Origin of the sequence: Mycobacterium sp. D16Q16, from assembly GCF_002013745.1 — a bacterium.
Taxonomy (GTDB): Bacteria; Actinomycetota; Actinomycetes; order Mycobacteriales; family Mycobacteriaceae; genus Mycobacterium.
Map to the genome: position 1 here is coordinate 34037 of NZ_MAEY01000011.1, position 19718 is coordinate 53754.

At 63.5% G+C, this 19718-nt stretch carries 14 protein-coding genes and 1 riboswitch; of the genes, 9 read left to right on the top strand and 5 right to left on the bottom strand.

The window, feature by feature from the left end:
- Positions 1–109 precede the first annotated feature (109 nt).
- Positions 110–1615 carry a type VII secretion protein EccB gene (eccB, locus tag B4394_RS11710; protein ID WP_078315184.1) on the top strand — a complete coding sequence of 502 codons (1506 nt, stop codon included), beginning with the start codon at positions 110–112 and terminating at the stop codon, positions 1613–1615.
- Between the two features lie 3 nt (positions 1616–1618).
- Here the strand turns inward: eccB and eccD (B4394_RS11715) are convergent, their stop codons facing one another.
- Positions 1619–3112 (bottom strand): type VII secretion integral membrane protein EccD, encoded by a 1494-nt coding sequence (gene eccD, locus B4394_RS11715; RefSeq protein ID WP_078315132.1) that lies wholly within the window; start codon positions 3110–3112, stop codon positions 1619–1621.
- A 116-nt stretch (positions 3113–3228) separates the two neighbouring features.
- On the opposite strand from eccD (B4394_RS11715), the gene eccCa reads away from it, so the two are divergent.
- The 3 genes from eccCa to mycP are packed head-to-tail and all read left to right on the top strand — an operon-like array spanning position 3229 to position 10201.
- On the top strand, positions 3229–7263 hold the full coding sequence (gene eccCa / locus B4394_RS11720; protein ID WP_176138306.1) for a type VII secretion protein EccCa: 4035 nt from the start codon (positions 3229–3231) through the stop codon (positions 7261–7263).
- A complete protein-coding gene (gene eccD, locus B4394_RS11725; RefSeq protein WP_078315134.1) occupies positions 7260–8759 on the top strand; it encodes a type VII secretion integral membrane protein EccD in 1500 nt (499 codons plus the stop codon). Before eccCa ends, eccD (B4394_RS11725) begins: the two co-directional genes overlap by 4 nt.
- A complete protein-coding gene (mycP, locus tag B4394_RS11730) occupies positions 8756–10201 on the top strand; it encodes a type VII secretion-associated serine protease mycosin (RefSeq protein ID WP_078315185.1) in 1446 nt (481 codons plus the stop codon). The genes eccD (B4394_RS11725) and mycP overlap by 4 nt, the downstream gene beginning before the upstream one ends.
- 166 nt (positions 10202–10367) lie before the next feature.
- On the opposite strand, the gene B4394_RS11735 is transcribed toward mycP, so the two are convergent.
- Entirely contained in the window at positions 10368–11087 is a 720-nt protein-coding gene (locus B4394_RS11735; RefSeq protein ID WP_286142045.1) for an SDR family NAD(P)-dependent oxidoreductase, read from the bottom strand.
- Complete coding sequence (locus tag B4394_RS11740) at positions 11074–11817, bottom strand: 2OG-Fe(II) oxygenase (protein WP_078315136.1); 744 nt, start codon at positions 11815–11817, stop codon at positions 11074–11076. The genes B4394_RS11735 and B4394_RS11740 overlap by 14 nt, the downstream gene beginning before the upstream one ends.
- A 188-nt stretch (positions 11818–12005) precedes the next feature.
- Between B4394_RS11740 and B4394_RS11745 the strand changes: the two genes are divergently transcribed.
- Genes B4394_RS11745 through B4394_RS11755 form a run of 3 tightly spaced genes read left to right on the top strand, consistent with a single transcriptional unit; the run spans position 12006 to position 13812 of the window.
- Complete coding sequence (locus tag B4394_RS11745) at positions 12006–12686, top strand: hypothetical protein (protein ID WP_078315137.1); 681 nt, start codon at positions 12006–12008, stop codon at positions 12684–12686.
- Positions 12683–13267, top strand: coding sequence for a hypothetical protein (locus tag B4394_RS11750; protein ID WP_078315138.1), 585 nt, complete (start codon positions 12683–12685; stop codon positions 13265–13267). Before B4394_RS11745 ends, B4394_RS11750 begins: the two co-directional genes overlap by 4 nt.
- A complete protein-coding gene (locus B4394_RS11755; protein ID WP_078315139.1) occupies positions 13264–13812 on the top strand; it encodes a hypothetical protein in 549 nt (182 codons plus the stop codon). The genes B4394_RS11750 and B4394_RS11755 overlap by 4 nt, the downstream gene beginning before the upstream one ends.
- Here B4394_RS11755 and B4394_RS11760 read toward each other — a convergent pair.
- Positions 13775–15073, bottom strand: a complete 1299-nt coding sequence (locus tag B4394_RS11760; protein WP_286142046.1) for a hypothetical protein — start codon at positions 15071–15073, stop codon at positions 13775–13777. The two genes, B4394_RS11755 and B4394_RS11760, sit on opposite strands and share 38 nt — an antisense overlap.
- A gap of 45 nt (positions 15074–15118) precedes the next feature.
- Positions 15119–16855, bottom strand: a complete 1737-nt coding sequence (locus B4394_RS11765; protein ID WP_078315186.1) for an MFS transporter — start codon at positions 16853–16855, stop codon at positions 15119–15121.
- 279 nt (positions 16856–17134) lie between these two features.
- Positions 17135–17243, top strand: a riboswitch (TPP riboswitch).
- Between B4394_RS11765 and thiC the strand changes: the two genes are divergently transcribed.
- The gene (gene thiC / locus B4394_RS11770; protein ID WP_078315141.1) at positions 17236–18867 is read left to right on the top strand and encodes a phosphomethylpyrimidine synthase ThiC; all 1632 of its coding nucleotides are present in this window, start codon (positions 17236–17238) and stop codon (positions 18865–18867) included. Its footprint overlaps the riboswitch before it by 8 nt.
- Positions 18868–18869: 2 nt before the next feature.
- On the top strand, positions 18870–19700 hold the full coding sequence (thiD, locus tag B4394_RS11775; RefSeq protein ID WP_139360133.1) for a bifunctional hydroxymethylpyrimidine kinase/phosphomethylpyrimidine kinase: 831 nt from the start codon (positions 18870–18872) through the stop codon (positions 19698–19700).
- Positions 19701–19718 lie beyond the last annotated feature (18 nt).

The window sequence follows — 19718 nt, forward strand, 5'->3', positions numbered from 1 at the left end:
CTTCCTCAGCAGCTGATGGGGCGGCACCTCGCGAGTGCAGTAAACCCCCGTGACCATGTTGTACGCTACCGACGGCTTCGATACGGAACCGATGCTGAGGGGAGCGGCAATGCCAGCGCAAGTTACCACACGCGCGCAAGTCAACGGCTACCGCTTCCTGCTGCGGCGCCTCGAGCATGCGCTGATTCGCGCCGATTCCCGGATGATCCACGACCCGATGCGTGGCCAGATCCGGTCACTGATGGTGGGCTTCGTTGTCGCCATCTTGATCACGGGAGCCGCCGCCGTCCTTGCCTTCTTCAAGCCGACGCCGAACATCGGGAACGCGCAGATCCTGATCAGTAAATCCAGCGGCGGGATGTTCGTGCAGATCGGCGACCGAGTACACCCCGTACTCAATATCAGTTCGGCTCGGATGATCACCGGTTCGGCTGACGCGCCCAAGCAGGTCGATGACCGTTTCCTCAACCAGCTACCACGTGGCCCGATGGTGGGCATAGTCGGAGCGCCGGCGGCGATTCACGGCGCCGATAACCTGGATATGTCGTCCTGGACCGTATGCGACTCGGTGACGACGCCGGATATCCGCTCGGGCCCGGGACCCGGCGGATTGGAGACAGCGGTCCTTGCCAATGATCCGGCGCTGGGCGACGGCATCCGGGCCGCCTCACCGGCCGAGATGCTGCTCGTTATGTCCGGGGACACCGTCTACCTCGTCTACGACGGGGTGCGCGCCGTGGTCGACCCGCGTGACAAAGGTGTCGTCAACGCTCTGCACTTGCAGGACGTCTATCCTCGGCCTGTCTCGCCCGGGCTGCTCAATTCGTTCCCGCTGGCACCACCGATCCGCCCGGTCCTCATCGAGGGGATCGGTGAGCCAGCACCGTACCTGCCGGCCCAGTATCCGGTGGGGTCGATGATCAAGGCCTCCGATTCCACCGGCAATCAGCTATACGTGGTGCTGCGCGACGGACTACAGCGGATCTCGGACGCGACCGCCGACATCATCCGGTACGGCGGCCCCGCTAACGACCCGCAGGGCACCCACGAGGTCTCACCCTCGCTGGTCAGCAGCGCACCCATCGTGCACACGCTGCCGGTGGATCACTATCCAACAGTGTCACCTCGGATCGTCGATCTAGAGCCGGACCGGGTGGCCTGCATGTCCTGGCAGCGACCCAAGAACGCCGCCCAAGCCACGATACGACTGCTGGTTGGACATCAGCTGCCGTTGCCATCCGGTGCGAAACCCGTCCCGTTAGCCAGCGCTGACGGAACGGGTCCGGGCGTCGACTGGGTGTATCTGAAGCCCGGCACCGGCGAGTTCGTCGAGGCGACCGGCAACGCACCGGAAAGCAGGGCCGCCGGCGCACTGTTCTACGTCGCCGACACCGGTCTGCGCTACCACATCAAGGACTTGCCCACAGCTGCCGCGCTCGGGGTGAGCGGGGTGACCGAGCCTAACAGCGATGCCATGTACCCACAGCTGGCGCCGTGGTCGGTGCTCTCCCTACTGCCCGCTGGGCCGGAGTTATCCCAGGAGGCTGCGTTGGTCGCCCACGACTCGCTCGCGGCCGACCCGGCCGGGACAAAGGTTAATCCGCCCAAACAGTGACGATCAGATCCGCAGTTCGCGAAAGAACTCGTAGACACGCGCGATCCAGAAAGACAGTGGGAACACCATCGCGATGGCGACGTACTCGAGAATCTCGACCTGACGGCGCATCACTGGCGAAAACACCAGCCGGGGTGCGACGATTCCACACAGCACGATCAGCGCGATGAAACCAATCATGGCCGCCGCTGCGACCACCTGGCCATCCCGTACGTACAGGCCGTTCTTGGCGATCGCCACGAGCGCGATCATCAGGCCCCCGCCAACCAACGTCGCCGACTGGATCAGATCGTGATGACTGCGCCCACGAAGGCAAAGCACGGTTGCCACCGCGGCGCAGAAAGCCGAACCCTGCCAATAAAATCCGTCGCTGACATCGACACTCAGGTAGCAACCGGCTACGGCGGCAATCGCGGCGGCCACCAGCATGCCGGTTAGGTACGCGTTGGCGCGTCGCAGCTGCCCGACCATGCCCTCCTCGGTGGGGATGATTTGCTTGCCAACGGCATTCACGCCTTCGACCGTGGTCCCACCCTGGGTTTCGATGTCGTCGAGCGGCTCACCGGCGGTGGGCACCCGCGGTATCGGCAGCTTCGAAAGCATGATGGTGATCCGCGGCGAGATGTAAACCACCACAACCGCCAACGTCGCGACCGCGGCGCCGACCGCACGCTGCGGCGGGTCCCACAACAGCGCGGCCGTCGCGCTGGCCCCACCCAGCGCAGATAGGGTCATGACGGTGGTGTGCAGCGCGCGGCCGCTCCCGGTGATCAGAACCATCGCCAGCGAGGCCAGCGCCGTCAGCCCGAACGCCATAGGCAATGCCTTCACCCCGAATGCCTCCGGCACCAGGTACAGGGACCCCGCGAAAAGCAGCGGTGTCGCAACGACCGCCGCCCACTGCGAACGCACTGCCCCGCCGGATCGGTGCGCGAGCACACACGCGACAACCACACCCAGCACGCCCAGGCCGAGCACGGTCCCGGCGAGGTACCGGTCGCCCGCGTGCCTTGGCAACAGCAGTGCGACGGTTGTACTGGTGGCCAATCCGGCCGCCAAGTAGCCGAGCATCTGCCGGTTGTCGACGAACCACCTGGTCCAGGGCAGGTCGGTCAGCGGTCCAGCTTCCCCGATCTCTTCGACGTCATCGAAGAGAAGCGGGCTCGCAGGCTGACCGATCTCCCGGATCGCCATCAGCTCCCCGGCGTAGATGTTTGCCTCCGACAACGACCGGCTCGGATCGATCGGATCAGCACCCAGGCGCGCCAGCGTCCACTTGTCCTCAGAGGCGTCGAACTGGGTGCCCGCCAACTCGGGCCGCGTGGCTATCTGGTCATTGGCGATGTCGATGACGTCGTCGATGAAATTGGCAATGCTGACGTTCGACGGCAAGCCCACGTCGATGCGCAGGCCACCAACCACCAAAGTGATCCGGCTCAGCTCGAGTTCGGGTTCAGATTCCGCATCAAGCTCCGACAGCGAAGGCGGTAGAGTCAACGCGGTGGCCCCCTCTGGCTATATTGTCGCGCCTGCGACACTTAAGCTGCTGACAATACCGAAGGGCGCCGTAGACGACCGTCGCGGACCTGCCGGGGGGGAGGAGCTAGTAAGAGGTGAGCACCCAGGGTTTCGTGCGTCGCACACGGATGCAGCCGCCCCGAATGCCCGGGGGCGAGGTGAACCTCCAGCCTCCCCCTGAAGTGCCACGGGTGATTCCCGGCAATCTGCTGATGAAGCTGATGCCGTTCGTGATGATCGTTGCGGTCGTCGGGATGATCGCATTAATGGTGACCGTCGGTGGCCGCGATATGACCAAAAACCCGATGTTCATGATATTTCCGATGATGATGATCATGTCGATGGCCGGCATGTTCATGGGTGGCGGTCAGCGGCAAGGCAAGGCCGCGGCAGAACTCAACGAGGAGCGCAAGGACTACTTCAGCTACCTCGCGAACCTGCGCGACGACGCGGACACCACCGGCGACGAACAGCGTACGGCCCTGGAATGGAGCCACCCAGACCCGAGGGCACTCGCCGACGTCGTCGGGACCATCCGGATGTGGGAACGCCGCCCAGGAGATACCGATTTCTGCCACGTCCGCGTCGGGATCGGCACGCATCGACTTGCCACTCGCTTGCTGGCGCCCGAGACCGGCCCGCCCGAGGACCTCGAGCCGGTGTCCACGGTGGCGCTGCGCCGCTATGTCAAAACCCATTCGGTGGTGCACGCACTACCCACCGCAGTGTCCCTGCGGTCGTTTCCGGTCATTTCCTTCGAAGGCGACCGCAAGCTCGCTCAGCAACTGGTGCGTTCGATGTTGCTGGAGCTGTGTAGTTTCCATGGGCCTGACCATGTCCAGGTAGCGGTGGTGACAGCCAACCCGGATGGCAACAATTGGAGTTGGGTCAAGTGGTTGCCACATGCACAGCACCCGACTACTCGTGACGGTTTGGGGCCGATGCGAATGCTGTACCCCACGCTGGAGTTGCTGGAGCGCTCGCTAGCCGACGACCTCGCCCAGCGTGGACGGTTCTCCCGCAACTCCGAGCTGCCGCAGGGGCTCAAACGCTTGGTCGTCGTGCTCGACGACGGCTACATCACTGGCAACGATCGGTTGTCTGCTGATGCGGGCCTCGACGGCGTTACCGTGCTGCAGCTCAACGGCCCCGCGGAGGGGGCGGCGGCCCGACGAGCTCTGCAACTGGTAGTGGAGGGCGACGACGTCGGCGCCCGGACCGCAGTCGGGGTCGAGCGGTTCGCCACCCCGGACACCATCACCGTCGCCGAAGCTGAGGCCACCGCCCGACGCATCGGCCGCTACCGGCTGGCCAGCGCAGCGCACATCGTCAACCTGGAGTCCGACAGCCGCAACGCCGAGGACCCCGGCCTGATGAGTCTGCTGAAGATTCCCGACGCCGCCGAGATCGTGCCCGAGGAGGTTTGGCGTCGGCGCACACCGCGCGAACGACTGCGGGTACCGATCGGCTACACACCCAACGGCCTGGCACTGGAGATCGACATCAAAGAGTCCGCCGAGGCCGGCATGGGGCCACACGGCCTGTGCATCGGTGCGACGGGTTCGGGTAAATCGGAGTTCTTGCGAACGCTGGTTCTGTCGATGATCACCTCCCACTCCCCAGATGCACTCAATCTTGTGCTGGTCGACTTCAAGGGCGGTGCCACATTCCTGGGGCTTGAGGGGGTTCCACACATCGCCGCGATCATCACCAACCTCGAAGATGAACTGATCCTCGTCGACCGCATGCGCGACGCCCTGGCCGGCGAGCTCAACCGCCGCCAAGAACTGCTTCGCAAGAGCGGCAACTTCCCGAACGTCACCGAATACGAGCGCGCTCGCGCCAACGGTGCAGAGCTTGAGCCGCTGCCGGCGCTATTCGTCATCGTCGACGAGTTCTCTGAGTTGCTTTCCCAGAAGCCGGACTTCGCCGAGCTTTTCGTGATGATTGGCCGCCTCGGCCGGTCCCTGCACGTCCATCTGCTACTGGCTTCGCAGCGCCTGGAGGAAGGTAAGCTCCGCGGGCTCGACTCCCACCTGTCGTACCGCATCGGTCTCAAGACGTTCTCTGCCAGCGAGTCGCGCAGCGTATTGGGCGTGCCCGACGCCTACCACCTGCCCAGCGTCCCGGGCTCCGCGTTCCTCAAATGCGATGCCTCCGAACCGCTTCGGTTCAATGCCAGCTACGTCTCCGGGGAATACATTCGGCCACGGCGGTCGGTCCAGACTGGCCGCGCCACCAAGCTTGGCGAGCTGGCGCCGAAACTGTTCACCGCGAGCCCAGTGAAAAAGGACGAGGCTCCAGCCCCAATGGCGCCTGCGGAGATCGACGCCCCGGAGAGCCCCGCGCCGTCATCATCGCCCACCAAGGTCACCCTGCTGGATATGGTCGTGTCACGTTTGCGCGGACACGGACGCCCCGCCCACGAGGTCTGGCTGCCGCCGCTGGACGAGAGCCCAGCGGTCAACGAGCTGCTCCCCGTGCCCAACTGGGATGCCCCGGAGAACTTGAACGGGCGCCTGTGGATGCCGATGGGCCTGGTCGATCGCCCCTACGACCAGCGGCGCGATGTGCTGGCGGTAGATCTCGCCGGCGCCCAGGGCAACATGGCCATCGTCGGCGGCCCCCAGTCTGGAAAATCGACGGCATTGCGGACGCTGATCATGTCAGCCGCCGCGACCCACACCCCCGAGCAGATCCAATTCTTCTGCCTGGACTTCGGTGGCGGCACCCTGATCAGCCTGGCCAATCTGCCGCATGTGGGCGGCGTGGCAGGCCGCATGGATGCCGACGGAATCCGGCGTACCGTCGCCGAGGTTTCCGGGGTACTGCGCTCCCGAGAATTGCTGTTCCGCGACCTCGGCATCGAGTCGATGCGTGACTTCCGCCAGCGCAAGGCACGCCTGGCCACGCTGCCGCCGGAGGTTGCCGCACAGGATCCGCTGAGCCAGGACAAGTTCGGCGACCTGTTCCTGGTCGTTGACGGCTGGGCATCGATCCGCAGCGACTTCGAATTGCTGGAGCCGACGTTGCAGGCGCTGGCCATCCAGGGTCTGTCCTACGGTGTGCACCTGGTGATCTCAGCGACCCGCTGGTTCGAGATCCGTGCGGCCGTCAAGGACATGCTCGGTACCCGCATCGAGTTGCGGCTCGGTGATCCGCTCGACAGTGACGTGGGCCGCAAGTTCGCCGAGCTGGTTCCGGTGGGTCGGCCCGGCCGCGGTATGACACCTGAGCGGCTGCACCTGTTGGTCGCGCTGCCGCGGCTGGATTCGGACTCCGATGTGGAGAGCCTTCCCGCCGGGGTGTCGGCGTCAGTGGAGGCGATACGCGCCCACTACGGCAACCGACAGGCGCCCAGGGTGCGCATGCTGCCGCACCGCGTGGACCGCAACATGGTCGTCCAGGCCGCGCGGTCGGCAGGGATGCTGAGCAAGTCTCGCATCGCAATTGGCATCAACGAGGAAGAGCTGCAGCCCGTCGTTATCGATTTCGATACGCAACCGCACCTGGTGGCCCTCGCCGACATCGAGTGCGGCAAGTCCGGCCTACTGCGGAACATCGCGGCCGGGGTGATGGAGAACGCCACGCCGGAGGAGGCCAAGATCATCCTCATCGACTATCGGCGCTCGCTGCTTGGAGTGGTCGACAACGACTACTTGGGTGGCTATGCGACGGCGTCGCAGTCCTGTTCGGAGCTGCTGACAGGATTAGCTGCTTCGCTCAAGGACCGGCTGCCCCCGAGTGACATAACCCAGCAGCAGTTGAAAGACCGATCCTGGTGGTCGGGGCCGGACCTCTTCGTGATGATCGACGACTACGACCTCATCGGAGGTGGCGGCCTCAACCATCCACTGGGCCCGCTGATCGAATATCTACCGCAGGCACGGGACATCGGGCTGCGAGTCATCGTCACCCGACGCAGTGGTGGTGCCGGGCGCGCCATGATGGACGCGTTCATCGGGCGGCTGCGCGACCTGTCCTGTAATGCTCTGGTGATGAGCGGTTCTCGAGAGGAGGGTGCCCTGTTTGGGCACAAGCCGTCTCAAATGCCTCCCGGCCGAGGAATGCTGGTCTCTCGCAGCATGAAGAGCGGCGTGATCCAACTATCGACGATGCAGGACCTATGAACGACCTCGATGAATCGAATAGCCTCCGGGTGATTTCGGCCGAACCTGAGCAAATCAGGGTGTCGGTCTTCGGCGGCAGCACGCAGCTCGATATCGGCCTACCGCTGGACCTCCCGGTGTCCAGCTTCATTCCGGACCTGACCAAGTTGGTCCGTTCCCGTGACGCAGCGCCCAGCGACGATTCGCGCGGCAAAGAAGAACGCCGAACATTTGGGGTACTCAGCCGGTTCGACACCGGCGTCGAGATCCGCCCGGACAAGACGCTGCGTGAGGCCGGGGTTGTCAATGGCGAATTGCTCCGACTGTCGTCGCAGCGGGCGCTGTCCCCGCCGACGCTGTATGACGACGTCGTCGACGCTGCCGCCCAGTTGAACAAGGCCGCCTACGCCGAATGGAATTCGCGTTCAGCCCGGTGGATGGGCCTGGTGGGCGCAAACCTCGGCGCAATTACACTGGCGCTGTTGTTGATTCAGCCGTTGTCGCAGGTGCAGCGCGCGACCATGAGCGGGTTGGGCGTGATCGCGTTGGTGGGTTTAACGACCTTCGCCGCGGTCGCACACCGTAGTTTTGCCCTCGACAATGTCGCTGTAGCGCTCGGTGCGGCCACTATCCCCATCAGCGCAACCCTAGTCGGAGCACCGCTCACCGATTTTGGGGATTATGGGTTCGCTGGAGCGTGCGCGGCGCTATTGCTGACCAATTACGTGTGTTACCGAGCGATCGGCACCGGCCATTGGATATTCCTGGCCAGTTCGTTAGCCGCTGGCCTGTGCGGGGTCGCGGTGTTGATCCATTCGATCGGCGTGCGCACCGACATAGTGTGCGTGGTGTCGGCAATCGTCACCATCCTGATGTGCGCGGCAGTGCCCCGATTGACCGTCGGTATCGATCATTTTGAAGCACCAACCGCTGCAGTCGACGCGGAACGCTCCGACGACGAATGGGCCCTGGAGAATCCGTTCCCGACGGAGACGCCCCAGGTTGCCGATACCACCAACTCTGGAACAAACATGCCGACCGCGGAACAGGTTTGGGCACGCGTCCACCAAGCGGCGCTAACCCGGTCCGCGCTGCTGTTGGGTTTCGCCGGTACCGCGGTTGCTGCGGCCACGGTGCTACTACGCGACAGTGGCGTCGTAGCGTGGCAGGTCTTCGCCTTTGCACTGACATGCGCCGTAGCGCTGGGTCTGCGCAGCCGTCATCCGCGTACCTCGGCCGAACGGATCGCTCTAGCGTTGCCGGCCACCGCCCTTGCTGTCATCACGTGTGTCATTTCGCAACATGGCGTCCTTCCGATGCCGCTGGCCTCCATGGGAGTGCTGCTTGCCATTGCCGTCGGTGCCGTCGTCCTTGGTCTCACTGCCCAGCCAGGACCGACGCTGCCCTCTGCGCGGACGACGCTGTTGGGGTATTTGGATTACCTGGCCGTCGGGGCACTGATCCCGGTAGGGCTGTGGGAACTCGGCGTCTACGAATATCTAGGTCCCTGGTGGTGAAGGGGCTGCGGCAGTTGGGAGCCGTCGTGTCCGTGCTCGTGATCCTCGCGGGGAACACCAGCCCACTGGCGGCGGCCATTCCGCCCCCAGTGGTCGAGCCGGGGCCACCCCCCAGCGGCCAGGTGGGGCCATTAGAGCCCACTGAGCAGAAAGCCATCTGCGGGATTCCGACCGGGGTACTTGCGCACACCGATTTCTCTGTCCAGATGGCCGCTGAGGCCATGCTCGACTACAGACGAGCCTGGCAGTACACGCGGGGTGCGGGCCAGAAGGTGGCCGTCATCGACACGGGGGTAAACCGACATCCGCGCCTGCCATTCCTCGACGGCGGTGGCGACTACGTCGCGCACACCGACGGACTTCAGGACTGCGACTCCCACGGCACGCTGGTCGCCGGGATCATCGCGGGCTCACCCAGCCCATATGACTTGTTCGCCGGTGTGGCCCCCGAGGCGACCATCCTGTCAATTCGACAAAATAGTGCTGTCTTTTCGGTCGCCGGTTCCGGCGGTGGTCAACGCAACGATGTGAACGCGGTGTCGACCGGATACGGCAACACTACGACGCTGGCGTATGCGATCACCCGGGCTGTCGATCTGGGCGCCACGGTCATCAACCTATCCATGGCGGCATGTACTCCCGCGAGCGCAAAACCCGACGACGCAGCGCTAGGTCGGGCGGTGCGCTACGCGTTCGAAAGGAACGTGGTGGTGGTCGCGGCCGCAGGTAACCTCAGCAAACAAGGCGGACAGGGTGGGCTCTGTTCGGTTCAGAACAGCATGACTGATCCGAACCGGCCAGTGGCCAATGCCTGGGACACGGTGCACACTGTCGCCAGCCCGGCCTGGTTCGACAGCTACGTTCTCACCGTCGCCGCAGTTACGACCGAGGCACTACCTGCGGACTTTAGCCTGCGCGGCCCGTGGGTTGCCGTCGCCGCACCGGGTGAGCGAATTACCTCACTCGATGCCAACGGTCCGGGACTGATCAACGCGGAGCCGGACCAACAAGGAGCCCTGTCCCCCATCAACGGCACGAGTTTCGCCGCACCCTTTGTATCCGGGCTGGCCGCCTTGATCCGCGCGTATCGACCGGATCTGAACGCCAGCCAGGTGATGGACGTGATCAAGCGGACCGCCCGCACCCCCGGTTCGGGCCCCAACCTGGCCACGGGTTGGGGCGTAATCGATCCTGTCGCCGCACTTACCTACGAGCTGCCGCCGCCAGATCAGCTCCCCAACAGCCAGGTCGGCATCCAGATTCCCGGCCGCACCGCCCATGTGGATAGCGGGCGGAACGCCCGGATGATCGTCTACTCGGTGACTACCGCCAGCATCGTGCTGATGGCAATCGCGTGGGCACTCGGGAGTGCTCGGCGCCGACAGTCGCCGGCGGAAGGTGGAGCTCGGAAGCAAACGGACAATCCGGAGATGGACGGCTAGTGCTGTAAGCAACGCGCCGAGCTACGTGAGTGGGTTCGTGAGAGCCCGAGTGCTGCGAGGTTGGCGTCGCAGGCTCGAATTGTGTTGACGGCGGCCGGCGGTGGTACTCGACGCGGATGACGCCGTCGCGGAACCACTGACTGGCCGATCTCCACAGCGTGGACATCTATATGTCGACCGGCACGGTGGATCCGGTCGCAGTGCCGCGATCAAGCTCGACAACGGCCTCGACGACACTCTCAGTGCTCACGAGGGCGGGGAAAGAGTTTGGCGCTATGACATTCACACGCACCCCGAAAGAGTCGAATTCGGCAGCCATGTGTCCGCTCAATGCGTCGAGCGCTGCCTTCGACGCGGCGTAACCGGCCTGCCCTTGAAACGGGTACATCTTCGATCCGGCGGTGCTTGAGACGTTGACGATGTTGCGGTTAGCTGCACGGTTCTCTGATGCCCGGCCGGCCCAGAACTGCTGCGCCAGTAGGACCGACAACCGCAGTGGCGCAATGACATTGGTTTGCATGTGCTGCACCAAATCGAGCAGGGCCGTATCGCCATCGATCATCGTGTTTGTGTATCTGCCCATGTATGCCGCGTTGTTCACCAAGAGGTCGACTCGTCCATAACGAGCCAGTGCGACATCAACCACCCGCTCGACGTCGTGGACGTCGCAGAGGTCCGCGTAGACGACATAGACGGATGCGGCGGCGTACGGCACATCTGGTTCGAGCGGGTCGACGTAGGACTCGTATTGAGACGGAACCCCGGGAACGCGCGTCTTGCACACCGCGAGAATGTCGTACTCGCCGGCGTACGCGCTACAGAATGCGTTGCCCAGCAGCCCGCCGGCTCCGGTGAGCAGGCACACTCGGCGATCACCAGTAGACAATGCTTGCCTCTCCGAACGTCTCGATGACGTCTTGTTTCGGTCGGTGCAGCCACATCGCCACACAGTTGCGCTCGTTGCGCGATGCCCCCGCATAGCCGTGCCACGAGAAAGGTGTGCATTCGAACATCACCATCGAATTGTTGAGCGGTGGAACCCGCAGACCGTCACGACGCTGGGCGGCCGCGAGGCTGGCGAAAAGTCCAGTCTCGCCGCCGTCTTCGGGCTCCCAACGCGGGTTCGCCAGGTAGAACAGCACCGCTACCGCGCGAACAGTTTCACGCGCCTCGACACCACCGGGTCGCTTGCCTGTGCGGTAATCGACACCGTCGGTACCTTCGCACCTGGTCTCAGTGTCATTCGGCGTGCGCCCGGCGAACCAACCAGGATTTAGGTCGTTGTGCGGCCAACCAGCGTTACCGCCGGGCTGGTGCTGATGCAGGCTCGCCGAGACATCGCCGGTGCATGCGACACCAGCAACGCCAGCGATCATGTCGTGCCACGCGCGGGAAGTGAACACCGCGAGTGGGCCATCGAGATTGTCGCGAACGAGCGCCATCGACGCGTCGTATCCGGGCGTGTTGGTGTTGAACTTGGTCCCGTCGGCTGCGATGTGCCGATAGTGGTCTTCGAGAGTGTCGTAAAACGCTTGGTTGAATACATTCTGAACGGTGACATGCGGGAACGGTTTGAGGCGTCGTACCCAGTATCGGTGCGCGATCAATTCATCCATTGGCCAACTCTGGGTCGGCGCAGATCCCCCCTCAGTGGTCACATCGCAACACGCTACCCAAGCGCAGTCTGCCTGACCTACTTGCAGTCAAGCTGGGGCCAGTTAGCTGGCTGACGATCCAGACCCACAGGCGGCGCTGGACTGAACTTTCCCATCTTCTCGCCGCATGCGCCCTTTATGATTTGCGCATGGCGGGGGACGGACCAGCGGCCGGGCTGAACAACGAGCCCGATGAACCGCAGAAGCGGTCTTTTCTCGACCGCTTTTCGCTCAACAACCTATGGCGCGTGGCCGTTGTCGGCGTGCTGGGCCTGACCGCAGGATTCGGAGGACTGGATCAGGCTGATCCTGCGACCCCGATCGAGCTCGGGAATGTCTACGACAACGGGCCGCTGCAGATCACCCCACGCGCCGTATTTGCGATCTGCCCGGCCTCGAGGCTCGACCCCACGATAATGAGGCGCTTCACGTACGAGGCGAGCACCTACCAGATCATCGCACTGGCCGCGACGGTCAAGAACACCGACAAGATCAACGTCACCCTGGATGACGAACGAAAGAACAGTTCGACGGTGTACCGCGAGGTATTCACTCTCACCATGCCGTCAGAGTTCAAATATTACGGTGAATACGCTTCGGATTCCGGTTCCGGAAGAATGTATTCACTTCCTCCAGGAAAAACAGTTGAGCTACTTGCCATTTGGGGAATCCCCTTCGTCCGACCGGGAATCCGCCCTGGGGACAACATCACCATCCGGTTGAACGACCTCGAATGGAAACCTGACGCAGCGGGCTCCGAGTCTTGGAAGACTCCTAAAAATTCGTCTTACGGCGTTCTCCACACCACTCTTCGCGAGTGCGACTCATGAACATGCCGAGTAAGACCGCACCGGCCGCTCTGAGTGCACTGCTGCTCGCTGGCGCAATCACGTTGTACACCAACGTTTCTACCCTCCAAGAGTCTTACAGCCCCATTACCGTCCATGGCAGCTCGTCTGATGAGGCCCGCGGAAGAAACGATGCGATCTCTGTTCGGGGCGCATACTCGGCATCGGCGGTGAGGTACACATTCAAGGACCGCCGCGACAACTTCACACAGCGCACCCAGGGGCGGTGGATCGTGCTGGACGTCGTCTACGAAACCCTGACGACAGTGCAAAACCACATCATGTATCTCGACGCCGACGACCTGAGAATCGAGGCCACCAGGTCCAGGGCGAAGCTCTTCAATCAGCCTGGGATTCCTGAGCGTACGGCGCTGGTGTTCGATGTGCCCGAATCTCCGCAGTCCATGTCTCTTGTCGTCAGGAGCCTGCCCGGGGTCAAAAACGCCGATATCGGAGCCACCCGCGGATGGGGTATCGACACGCAGTTGGACATCGGCATCCCGATCTCCACGCTTGTCCATCGGGACGTCATCGACCTCTACGAGGGAAAGTTCCCGGAATGACTTGGCTAAGGCGTAACGGCGTGGCGTTCCTGGTGATCGCACTAGCCCTCACCACGTATTGGTTCCTCATTGTTCAACCCCGCCGGGAGCGAGACATCGACAGCCAGCGGCCTGCTCTCGTCGTGCGGCCGGGCGAATCCGCAACGGTCGATGGCATCGACTGGCAGCTCCGGCGGGTCGATCCGCCACAGCCTGGAAAGTACGACAGTCCGATTCCCGAGGGCACCAAAGCCGTGGTACTCGTGCTTGACCGGTCTAAAGCCGGCCACCAGCTGTCTTCCGAGGATGTCGAGAAGGTCTCCTGCGACGTCGCAATCGTGGACCGGCGCGGTCGTCGCTGGACTAAACAGAACCATGTCTCAATGTTCTCGATTCAGGATTCCCTGAAGCGGACGGGCTATCGGACGTTCTGCGCCGAACCCGGTCCGTTCATGGTGGTCGGGCTGGTCCCGCCCGACGCGACGGATCTGAGCCTGGAAGTCACCATCCGTAAGTCGAAGTCGGATATCAACGAGGTAGTGCGTTTCGAGTCTCCGCCTGGCTAGCGTGCGCCAGGCTGTACCGCTCGAGGCAATATCCGTATGTTGCCGCTACCAAGCAGACCTTCACCGGCTCGATGAACGAACCAATCGCGACGATGAACACTTGGCCATACACGGACCACCATGAGAGTTCATGCGGGCCAAGAAGATTGACCGCTGCGCGCCAGACGAAACCCTCCCCGACCTGCGGTTCGTAGTAGGAACCTGACGGGTAGAGAAACACCAGGAACATGAACGCGAACACATAAGTCGCCACTATCAGCGGACCACCGTGCAAGGTCACGCGAATAGAGTCCGCCAGCTTCTCCAATATCCCAAGAAAGCCGCGTGCGAATTCTGTAGTTCGTGCCTGAATTCCCGACGGAACGCGCGACCACCGCGGCCGGACTCGCCCCATCACCGACTGACCTGCGTTGGCGACTCGGGTCGCGTGTTTCTCGCCGAGGAATGCATGTCCACTCGTCGACCAGGTACCCATCGCCTGAATCCCGTAAATCGCTGCCGCAATGGCAATCCATGTCAAAGGTATGAGGACCGCGGGTATCGCGGCAGCGGCGAATTGCGTCGCTGACTCCCAAAGGTGTCTGAATGGGCCAAGATTCGCGAGCAGACTCTCCTTGTGGTCCAAATACCACACGACAACACGGCGCTCTTTGATCCACTCCGGAGTGCCAAACAGCTTGTCGGCCGCAGCCGTTACCAGAAGGAGCACCCATGTCGCCTCCAAGTACAGAGCGAGCAGTTGTGTCCAGGTGGGCAATTTGTCCCTGAATCGGGTCAGCAGCATCCTCATCGTGAATGCGATAGCAATGACGGCGTAGATACGCCAGTCCGTCGGACTCAAGTACTGGCCGATCTGTTCGCTTGTCTTAGCCGATGAAAGACCGTCCATAGTCGAGCCGTAGTACTCGAGATATCGCACGTTGAGATACCCGGCACGGTCCTCCAGATGAAGCTTCCATGCCGTAAACAGCACAAACACCGGAAGTATGGCCCGGAGAACGGTGGTGGTCGCTTCTGTCCAACTTGCCCTGGCGTTTGTCACTGCGCCACGCACCACCCAGAACATCGCGACGTAGGTAAGCAGCCGGGCCAGCGGAACCAGTGGGAATACCAGATCACCCCACAGGCCTCCGACATGTACGGACACAAAGATGGCTAGCTTCAATGCACCATAACGGGTCAGCCAGCCGACCAGATAGATCGCCACCAGCCACGGCCAGCAGCGCCACCACAAGATCCCCGTACGGCGCAGCAGATCCACCGGACCGGATATCCCCCACGTTGCCATGGGCAGATAGTAGCTAGCTCAGTCGTCTGCGTGGGCGTACTTGCCACCGGCACCCAGCGAGGCCAGAGCGGCGACCGCCATCATCAGTGCGGCGGCCACGAACACCACCACTAGTCCGGCATGGAACGGCTCGGTGATGAGATTCGGAAAGAACGACTGCCCGGTCAACTCGGCCGCGTTGACTCCCGGGTGGTCCAGAACACCTGACGGAGCAAGCAATTCGCTGACCGGGTTGTAACCGAGGAACGCCGCGAACAGGCTGCCCACCGGCGGCAGGCTGGACACCTCGGCTGCGGTCGAGGCGGGCACTCCCTGGGCGGTCAGCCCTGATTGCATCGCGGCGGGCATCGTGGAGGAGAGCCCGACGATCATGAGCGAGAAGAAGATTCCGATGGACAGCGAGCTGCCCGCGTTGAAGAAGGTGCCACGCACTCCCGAGGCCGCGCCGCGCTGATGCGCGGGCACGCTCGACATGATCGCCGCGGTATTCGGCGCGGTGAAGATGGCCGATCCCAGTCCGTTGAGGAAGATGAGGGCCGCGAAGGCCCAGTAATTGAAGTTCACCGGAATGGCGATGAGCGCCAGGAACGTCACCGCCGACAGCACCATGCCGCCCGTGGCGAAGGGCCGGGCGCCGTAGCGGTCCGACAGCACACCGGCGATAGGCCCGGCCAGCAGGAAGCCAAGTGTCATGGGCAGCAGGAAGATTCCCGCCCACAACGGCGTCGACTCATAGCTGTATCCGCGCAACGGCAACCAGATGCCCTGCAGCCAGATGATGAGCATGAATTGCAGACCGCCCCGACCCACCGACGCCAGCAGGTTGGCCAGGTTCCCCAGGCCAAACGCACGGTTCTTGAACAGCCGCATGTCCAGCATCGGGTCGGCCACCCGGGACTCGATCACGCAGAACAACAGCAGCAGCGCGACACCGGCGATCAGCGATCCATAGACCAGCGGGTTACCCCATCCGGTGCTCGAATTGCCGTATGGCTGAATGCCGTATGTGATTCCGGTGAGCAGCACCGTCAGCCCCAGCGCAACGGTTACGGTGCCTGCCCAGTCCAGCTTGCCGGGTGTGGGTTGGTCGATCTCGACGAGGGAGCGATATGACCACACGGTGCCCAGCAGGCCCAGTGGCACACCCACCCAGAAGATGGCGCGCCAATCCCATTCGGAGAGCACGCCTCCGATCAGCAGCCCAAGGAAGGACCCTGCCACCGCGGCCACCTGGTTGATCCCCAGCGCCAACCCACGCTGCGTGGACGGGAAGGCGTCGGTCAGGATGGCCGACGAGTTAGCCATCAGCATGGCACCGCCCACCCCCTGCACCACTCGCCACGCGATAAGCCACACCGCACCCCCGCCGTAGTGGAACGGGTCGAAGGACAGCACCACCGCCGCGACGGTGAAGACGACGAAGCCCATGTTGTAAATGCGGACCCGCCCATACATATCGCCGAGGCGGCCGAACAACACGACGAGAACCGCGGAAGCCAGCAGGTAGCCCATGAGCATCCACAGCAGATAGCTCACGTTGCCCGCGGCGAGGGGGTTCAGACCGATCCCGCGAAAGATGGCCGGCAGCGAGATTAAGACGATCGACGAGTTGATGGTCGCGAGCAGCACACCCAGCGTGGTGTTCGACAGCGCCACCCACTTGTAGTGCGGATGGTCGCGATCCACCCGCAGCCGACGTCGTGCGGTCTCGACATCCGCAGGTGTTTCGTCGGTCTGTGTCATCAAATCAGTCATCGTCACCCTTGTTGCGCGCTTCTCCACCGACGCGGCCAGCAGGGCACCCCAGCCCGGCCGTCGCTGGATACCACCGCGCATAACTTTAGCAAGGGAAACTATATTCCCAAAACCTTCGGTCCCCGTCTGTCAGGTCGGACTTGGCTGCATGCCTCACGCGGTTCGAGTGCGAGCCTCACGCGTAAATCTGGCCGGAAATCCGCGTGAGGCTCGCACTCAGCGGAGAAATCGGTGACCTACCGAGTAGCGTGGCCAGTGTTCGTCAACGAACAGCCCCAAATACACAAACACGGGAGCGCGCACCAGTGCGCTGAGAGGACGGCTAGGGCCGTCGACCGTATGAACCTGACCGGGTAATGCCGGCGTAGGGAGGAAGAAAAATGCCTGATCAGTCACGTACTCCGGAGACCGTCACCACGGGCCCCATCCAGGGCAGCGAGAAGATCTACCAGGACCTCGACAGTGGCCTGCGCGTGCCGCAACGCCGAGTGAACCTCACTAACGGTGAGCACCTGGACCTGTATGACACGTCTGGTCCGTACACCGACTCGGGCGCCACCATCGATCTGCAGAAGGGCCTGCCACCGCGCGCCGGCATCGTCACCGATCGCGGCACGCAGCTGCAGCGCGCCCGTGCCGGAGAGATCACCGCCGAGATGGAGTTCATCGCCGTCCGCGAGGGTGTCCCCGCCGAACTGGTGCGCAGTGAGGTCGCGATGGGCCGCGCCGTGATCCCCGCCAACCACAAACACCCCGAGAGCGAGCCGATGATCATCGGCAAGGCCTTTGGCGTGAAGATCAACGCCAACATCGGCAATTCGGCCGTCACCTCCTCGATCGCCGAGGAAGTGGAGAAGATGGTGTGGGCCATCCGCTGGGGCGCCGACAACATCATGGACCTGTCCACCGGTAAGGACATCCACCAGACCCGCGAGTGGATTCTGCGCAACTCCCCCGTGCCCGTCGGTACGGTGCCGATCTATCAAGCGCTGGAGAAGACCAATGGCGACCCGGCCGCGCTCACCTGGGAGCTGTACCGCGACACCGTGATTGAGCAGGCCGAGCAGGGCGTGGACTACATGACCGTGCACGCCGGCGTGCTGCTGCGCTACGTGCCACTGACCGCCAAGCGCGTCACCGGCATCGTCTCGCGCGGCGGTTCGATCATGGCCGCATGGTGCCTGGCCCATCACCGGGAGTCGTTCCTGTACACGCACTTCGAGGAGCTGTGCGAGATCCTGGCACGATATGACGTGACCTTCTCGCTTGGCGACGGCCTGCGTCCAGGGTCCATCGCCGATGCCAACGACGAGGCCCAGTTCGCCGAGCTGCGCACCCTCGGCGAGCTGACGAAGATCGCGAAATCCCATGGCGTGCAGGTGATGATCGAGGGCCCCGGCCACGTGCCGATGCACAAGATCGTCGAGAACGTGAAGCTCGAGGAGGAGCTCTGCGAAGAGGCCCCGTTCTATACGCTGGGCCCGCTCGCCACCGATATCGCTCCGGCCTACGACCACATCACCTCGGCCATCGGGGCGGCGATCATCGCCCAGGCCGGCACCGCGATGCTCTGCTACGTCACCCCCAAGGAACACCTGGGGCTGCCGGACCGCAAGGACGTCAAGGACGGGGTGATCGCCTACAAGATCGCCGCGCACGCCGCCGACCTCGCCAAGGGGCACCCGCGCGCCCAGCTGCGCGACAACGCACTGTCCAAGGCGCGCTTCGAGTTCCGCTGGGATGACCAGTTCAACCTCTCGCTGGACCCGGACACCGCCCGGGAGTTCCACGACGAGACACTGCCCGCCGAACCGGCCAAGACGGCACACTTCTGCTCCATGTGCGGCCCGAAGTTCTGCTCGATGCGCATCACCGCCGATATCCGGGAGTTCGCGGCCCAGAACGGTTTGGAGACCCAGGAAGACATCGACGCGATGCTGGCACGCGGCATGGAAGAGAAGTCCGCGGAGTTCGCCGAGCACGGCAACCGGGTCTATCTGCCGATCGCGTGAGCATGGCTGCCTTCCTCCCCATCCCGGAGCCGGGCGCTACCCCGGTGCGAGTGATGACCATCGCCGGGTCCGACTCCGGGGGCGGGGCAGGTATCCAAGCCGATATGCGCACCATGGCGCTGCTCGGTGTGCACGGGTGCGTGGCCGTCACCGCGGTAACCGTCCAGAACTCGGTGGGTGTCAGGGATTTTCACGAAATCCCACCACACGTGGTGGCCGCGCAGATGGACGCGGTGATCACCGATATCGGTATCCAGGCCGCCAAGACCGGGATGCTGGCCTCCGCGCCAATCATCGAGGCCATCGCGGAGACATGGTCGCGGCTGGCGACAAATGTCCCCCTGGTCGTCGATCCCGTGTGCGCATCCATGCACGGCGACCCGCTGCTGCACCCGAGCGCACTGGATGCCATCCGTGAACAACTCTTTCCGCTGGCAACGCTCGTCACTCCCAATCTGGACGAGGTACGGCTGTTGGTGGACATCGACGTCGTTGACGAGGAGTCCCAAAGGGAAGCCGCGCGAAAACTCCATGCCCTCGGCCCGCGGTGGGCTCTGGTAAAGGGCGGGCACCTTCGATCCAGCGACACCAGCACGGACCTGCTCTTCGACGGCACCGAGTTTCACTACTTCCCCGTCGAACGGGTAGACACCGGACACGACCACGGCGCCGGGGACACCCTCGCCGCATCTATCAGTTGTGCACTGGCACACGGACTTTCTGTGATCGAAGCCGTCGCCTTCGGAAAACGGTGGATCACCGAGTGTCTGCGAGCGGCCTACCCCCTTGGCCGTGGCCACGGCCCGGTATCGGCCCTGTTCAGGCTGCGATGAGCATCTGCGCGAAGAACC

Excerpts from the sequence above, each read along its gene's own strand:
- B4394_RS11765 (WP_078315186.1), bottom strand. The coding sequence starts at position 16,855 with ATGACTGATTTGATGACACAGACCGACGAAACACCTGCGGATGTCGAG.
- B4394_RS11745 (WP_078315137.1), top strand. The coding sequence starts at position 12,006 with ATGGCGGGGGACGGACCAGCGGCCGGGCTGAACAACGAGCCCGATGAA.
- B4394_RS11740 (WP_078315136.1), bottom strand. The coding sequence starts at position 11,817 with ATGGATGAATTGATCGCGCACCGATACTGGGTACGACGCCTCAAACCG.
- eccD (WP_078315134.1), top strand. The coding sequence starts at position 7,260 with ATGAACGACCTCGATGAATCGAATAGCCTCCGGGTGATTTCGGCCGAA.
- B4394_RS11750 (WP_078315138.1), top strand. The coding sequence starts at position 12,683 with ATGAACATGCCGAGTAAGACCGCACCGGCCGCTCTGAGTGCACTGCTG.
- B4394_RS11755 (WP_078315139.1), top strand. The coding sequence starts at position 13,264 with ATGACTTGGCTAAGGCGTAACGGCGTGGCGTTCCTGGTGATCGCACTA.
- thiD (WP_139360133.1), top strand. The coding sequence starts at position 18,870 with ATGGCTGCCTTCCTCCCCATCCCGGAGCCGGGCGCTACCCCGGTGCGA.
- eccB (WP_078315184.1), top strand. The coding sequence starts at position 110 with ATGCCAGCGCAAGTTACCACACGCGCGCAAGTCAACGGCTACCGCTTC.
- thiC (WP_078315141.1), top strand. The coding sequence starts at position 17,236 with ATGCCTGATCAGTCACGTACTCCGGAGACCGTCACCACGGGCCCCATC.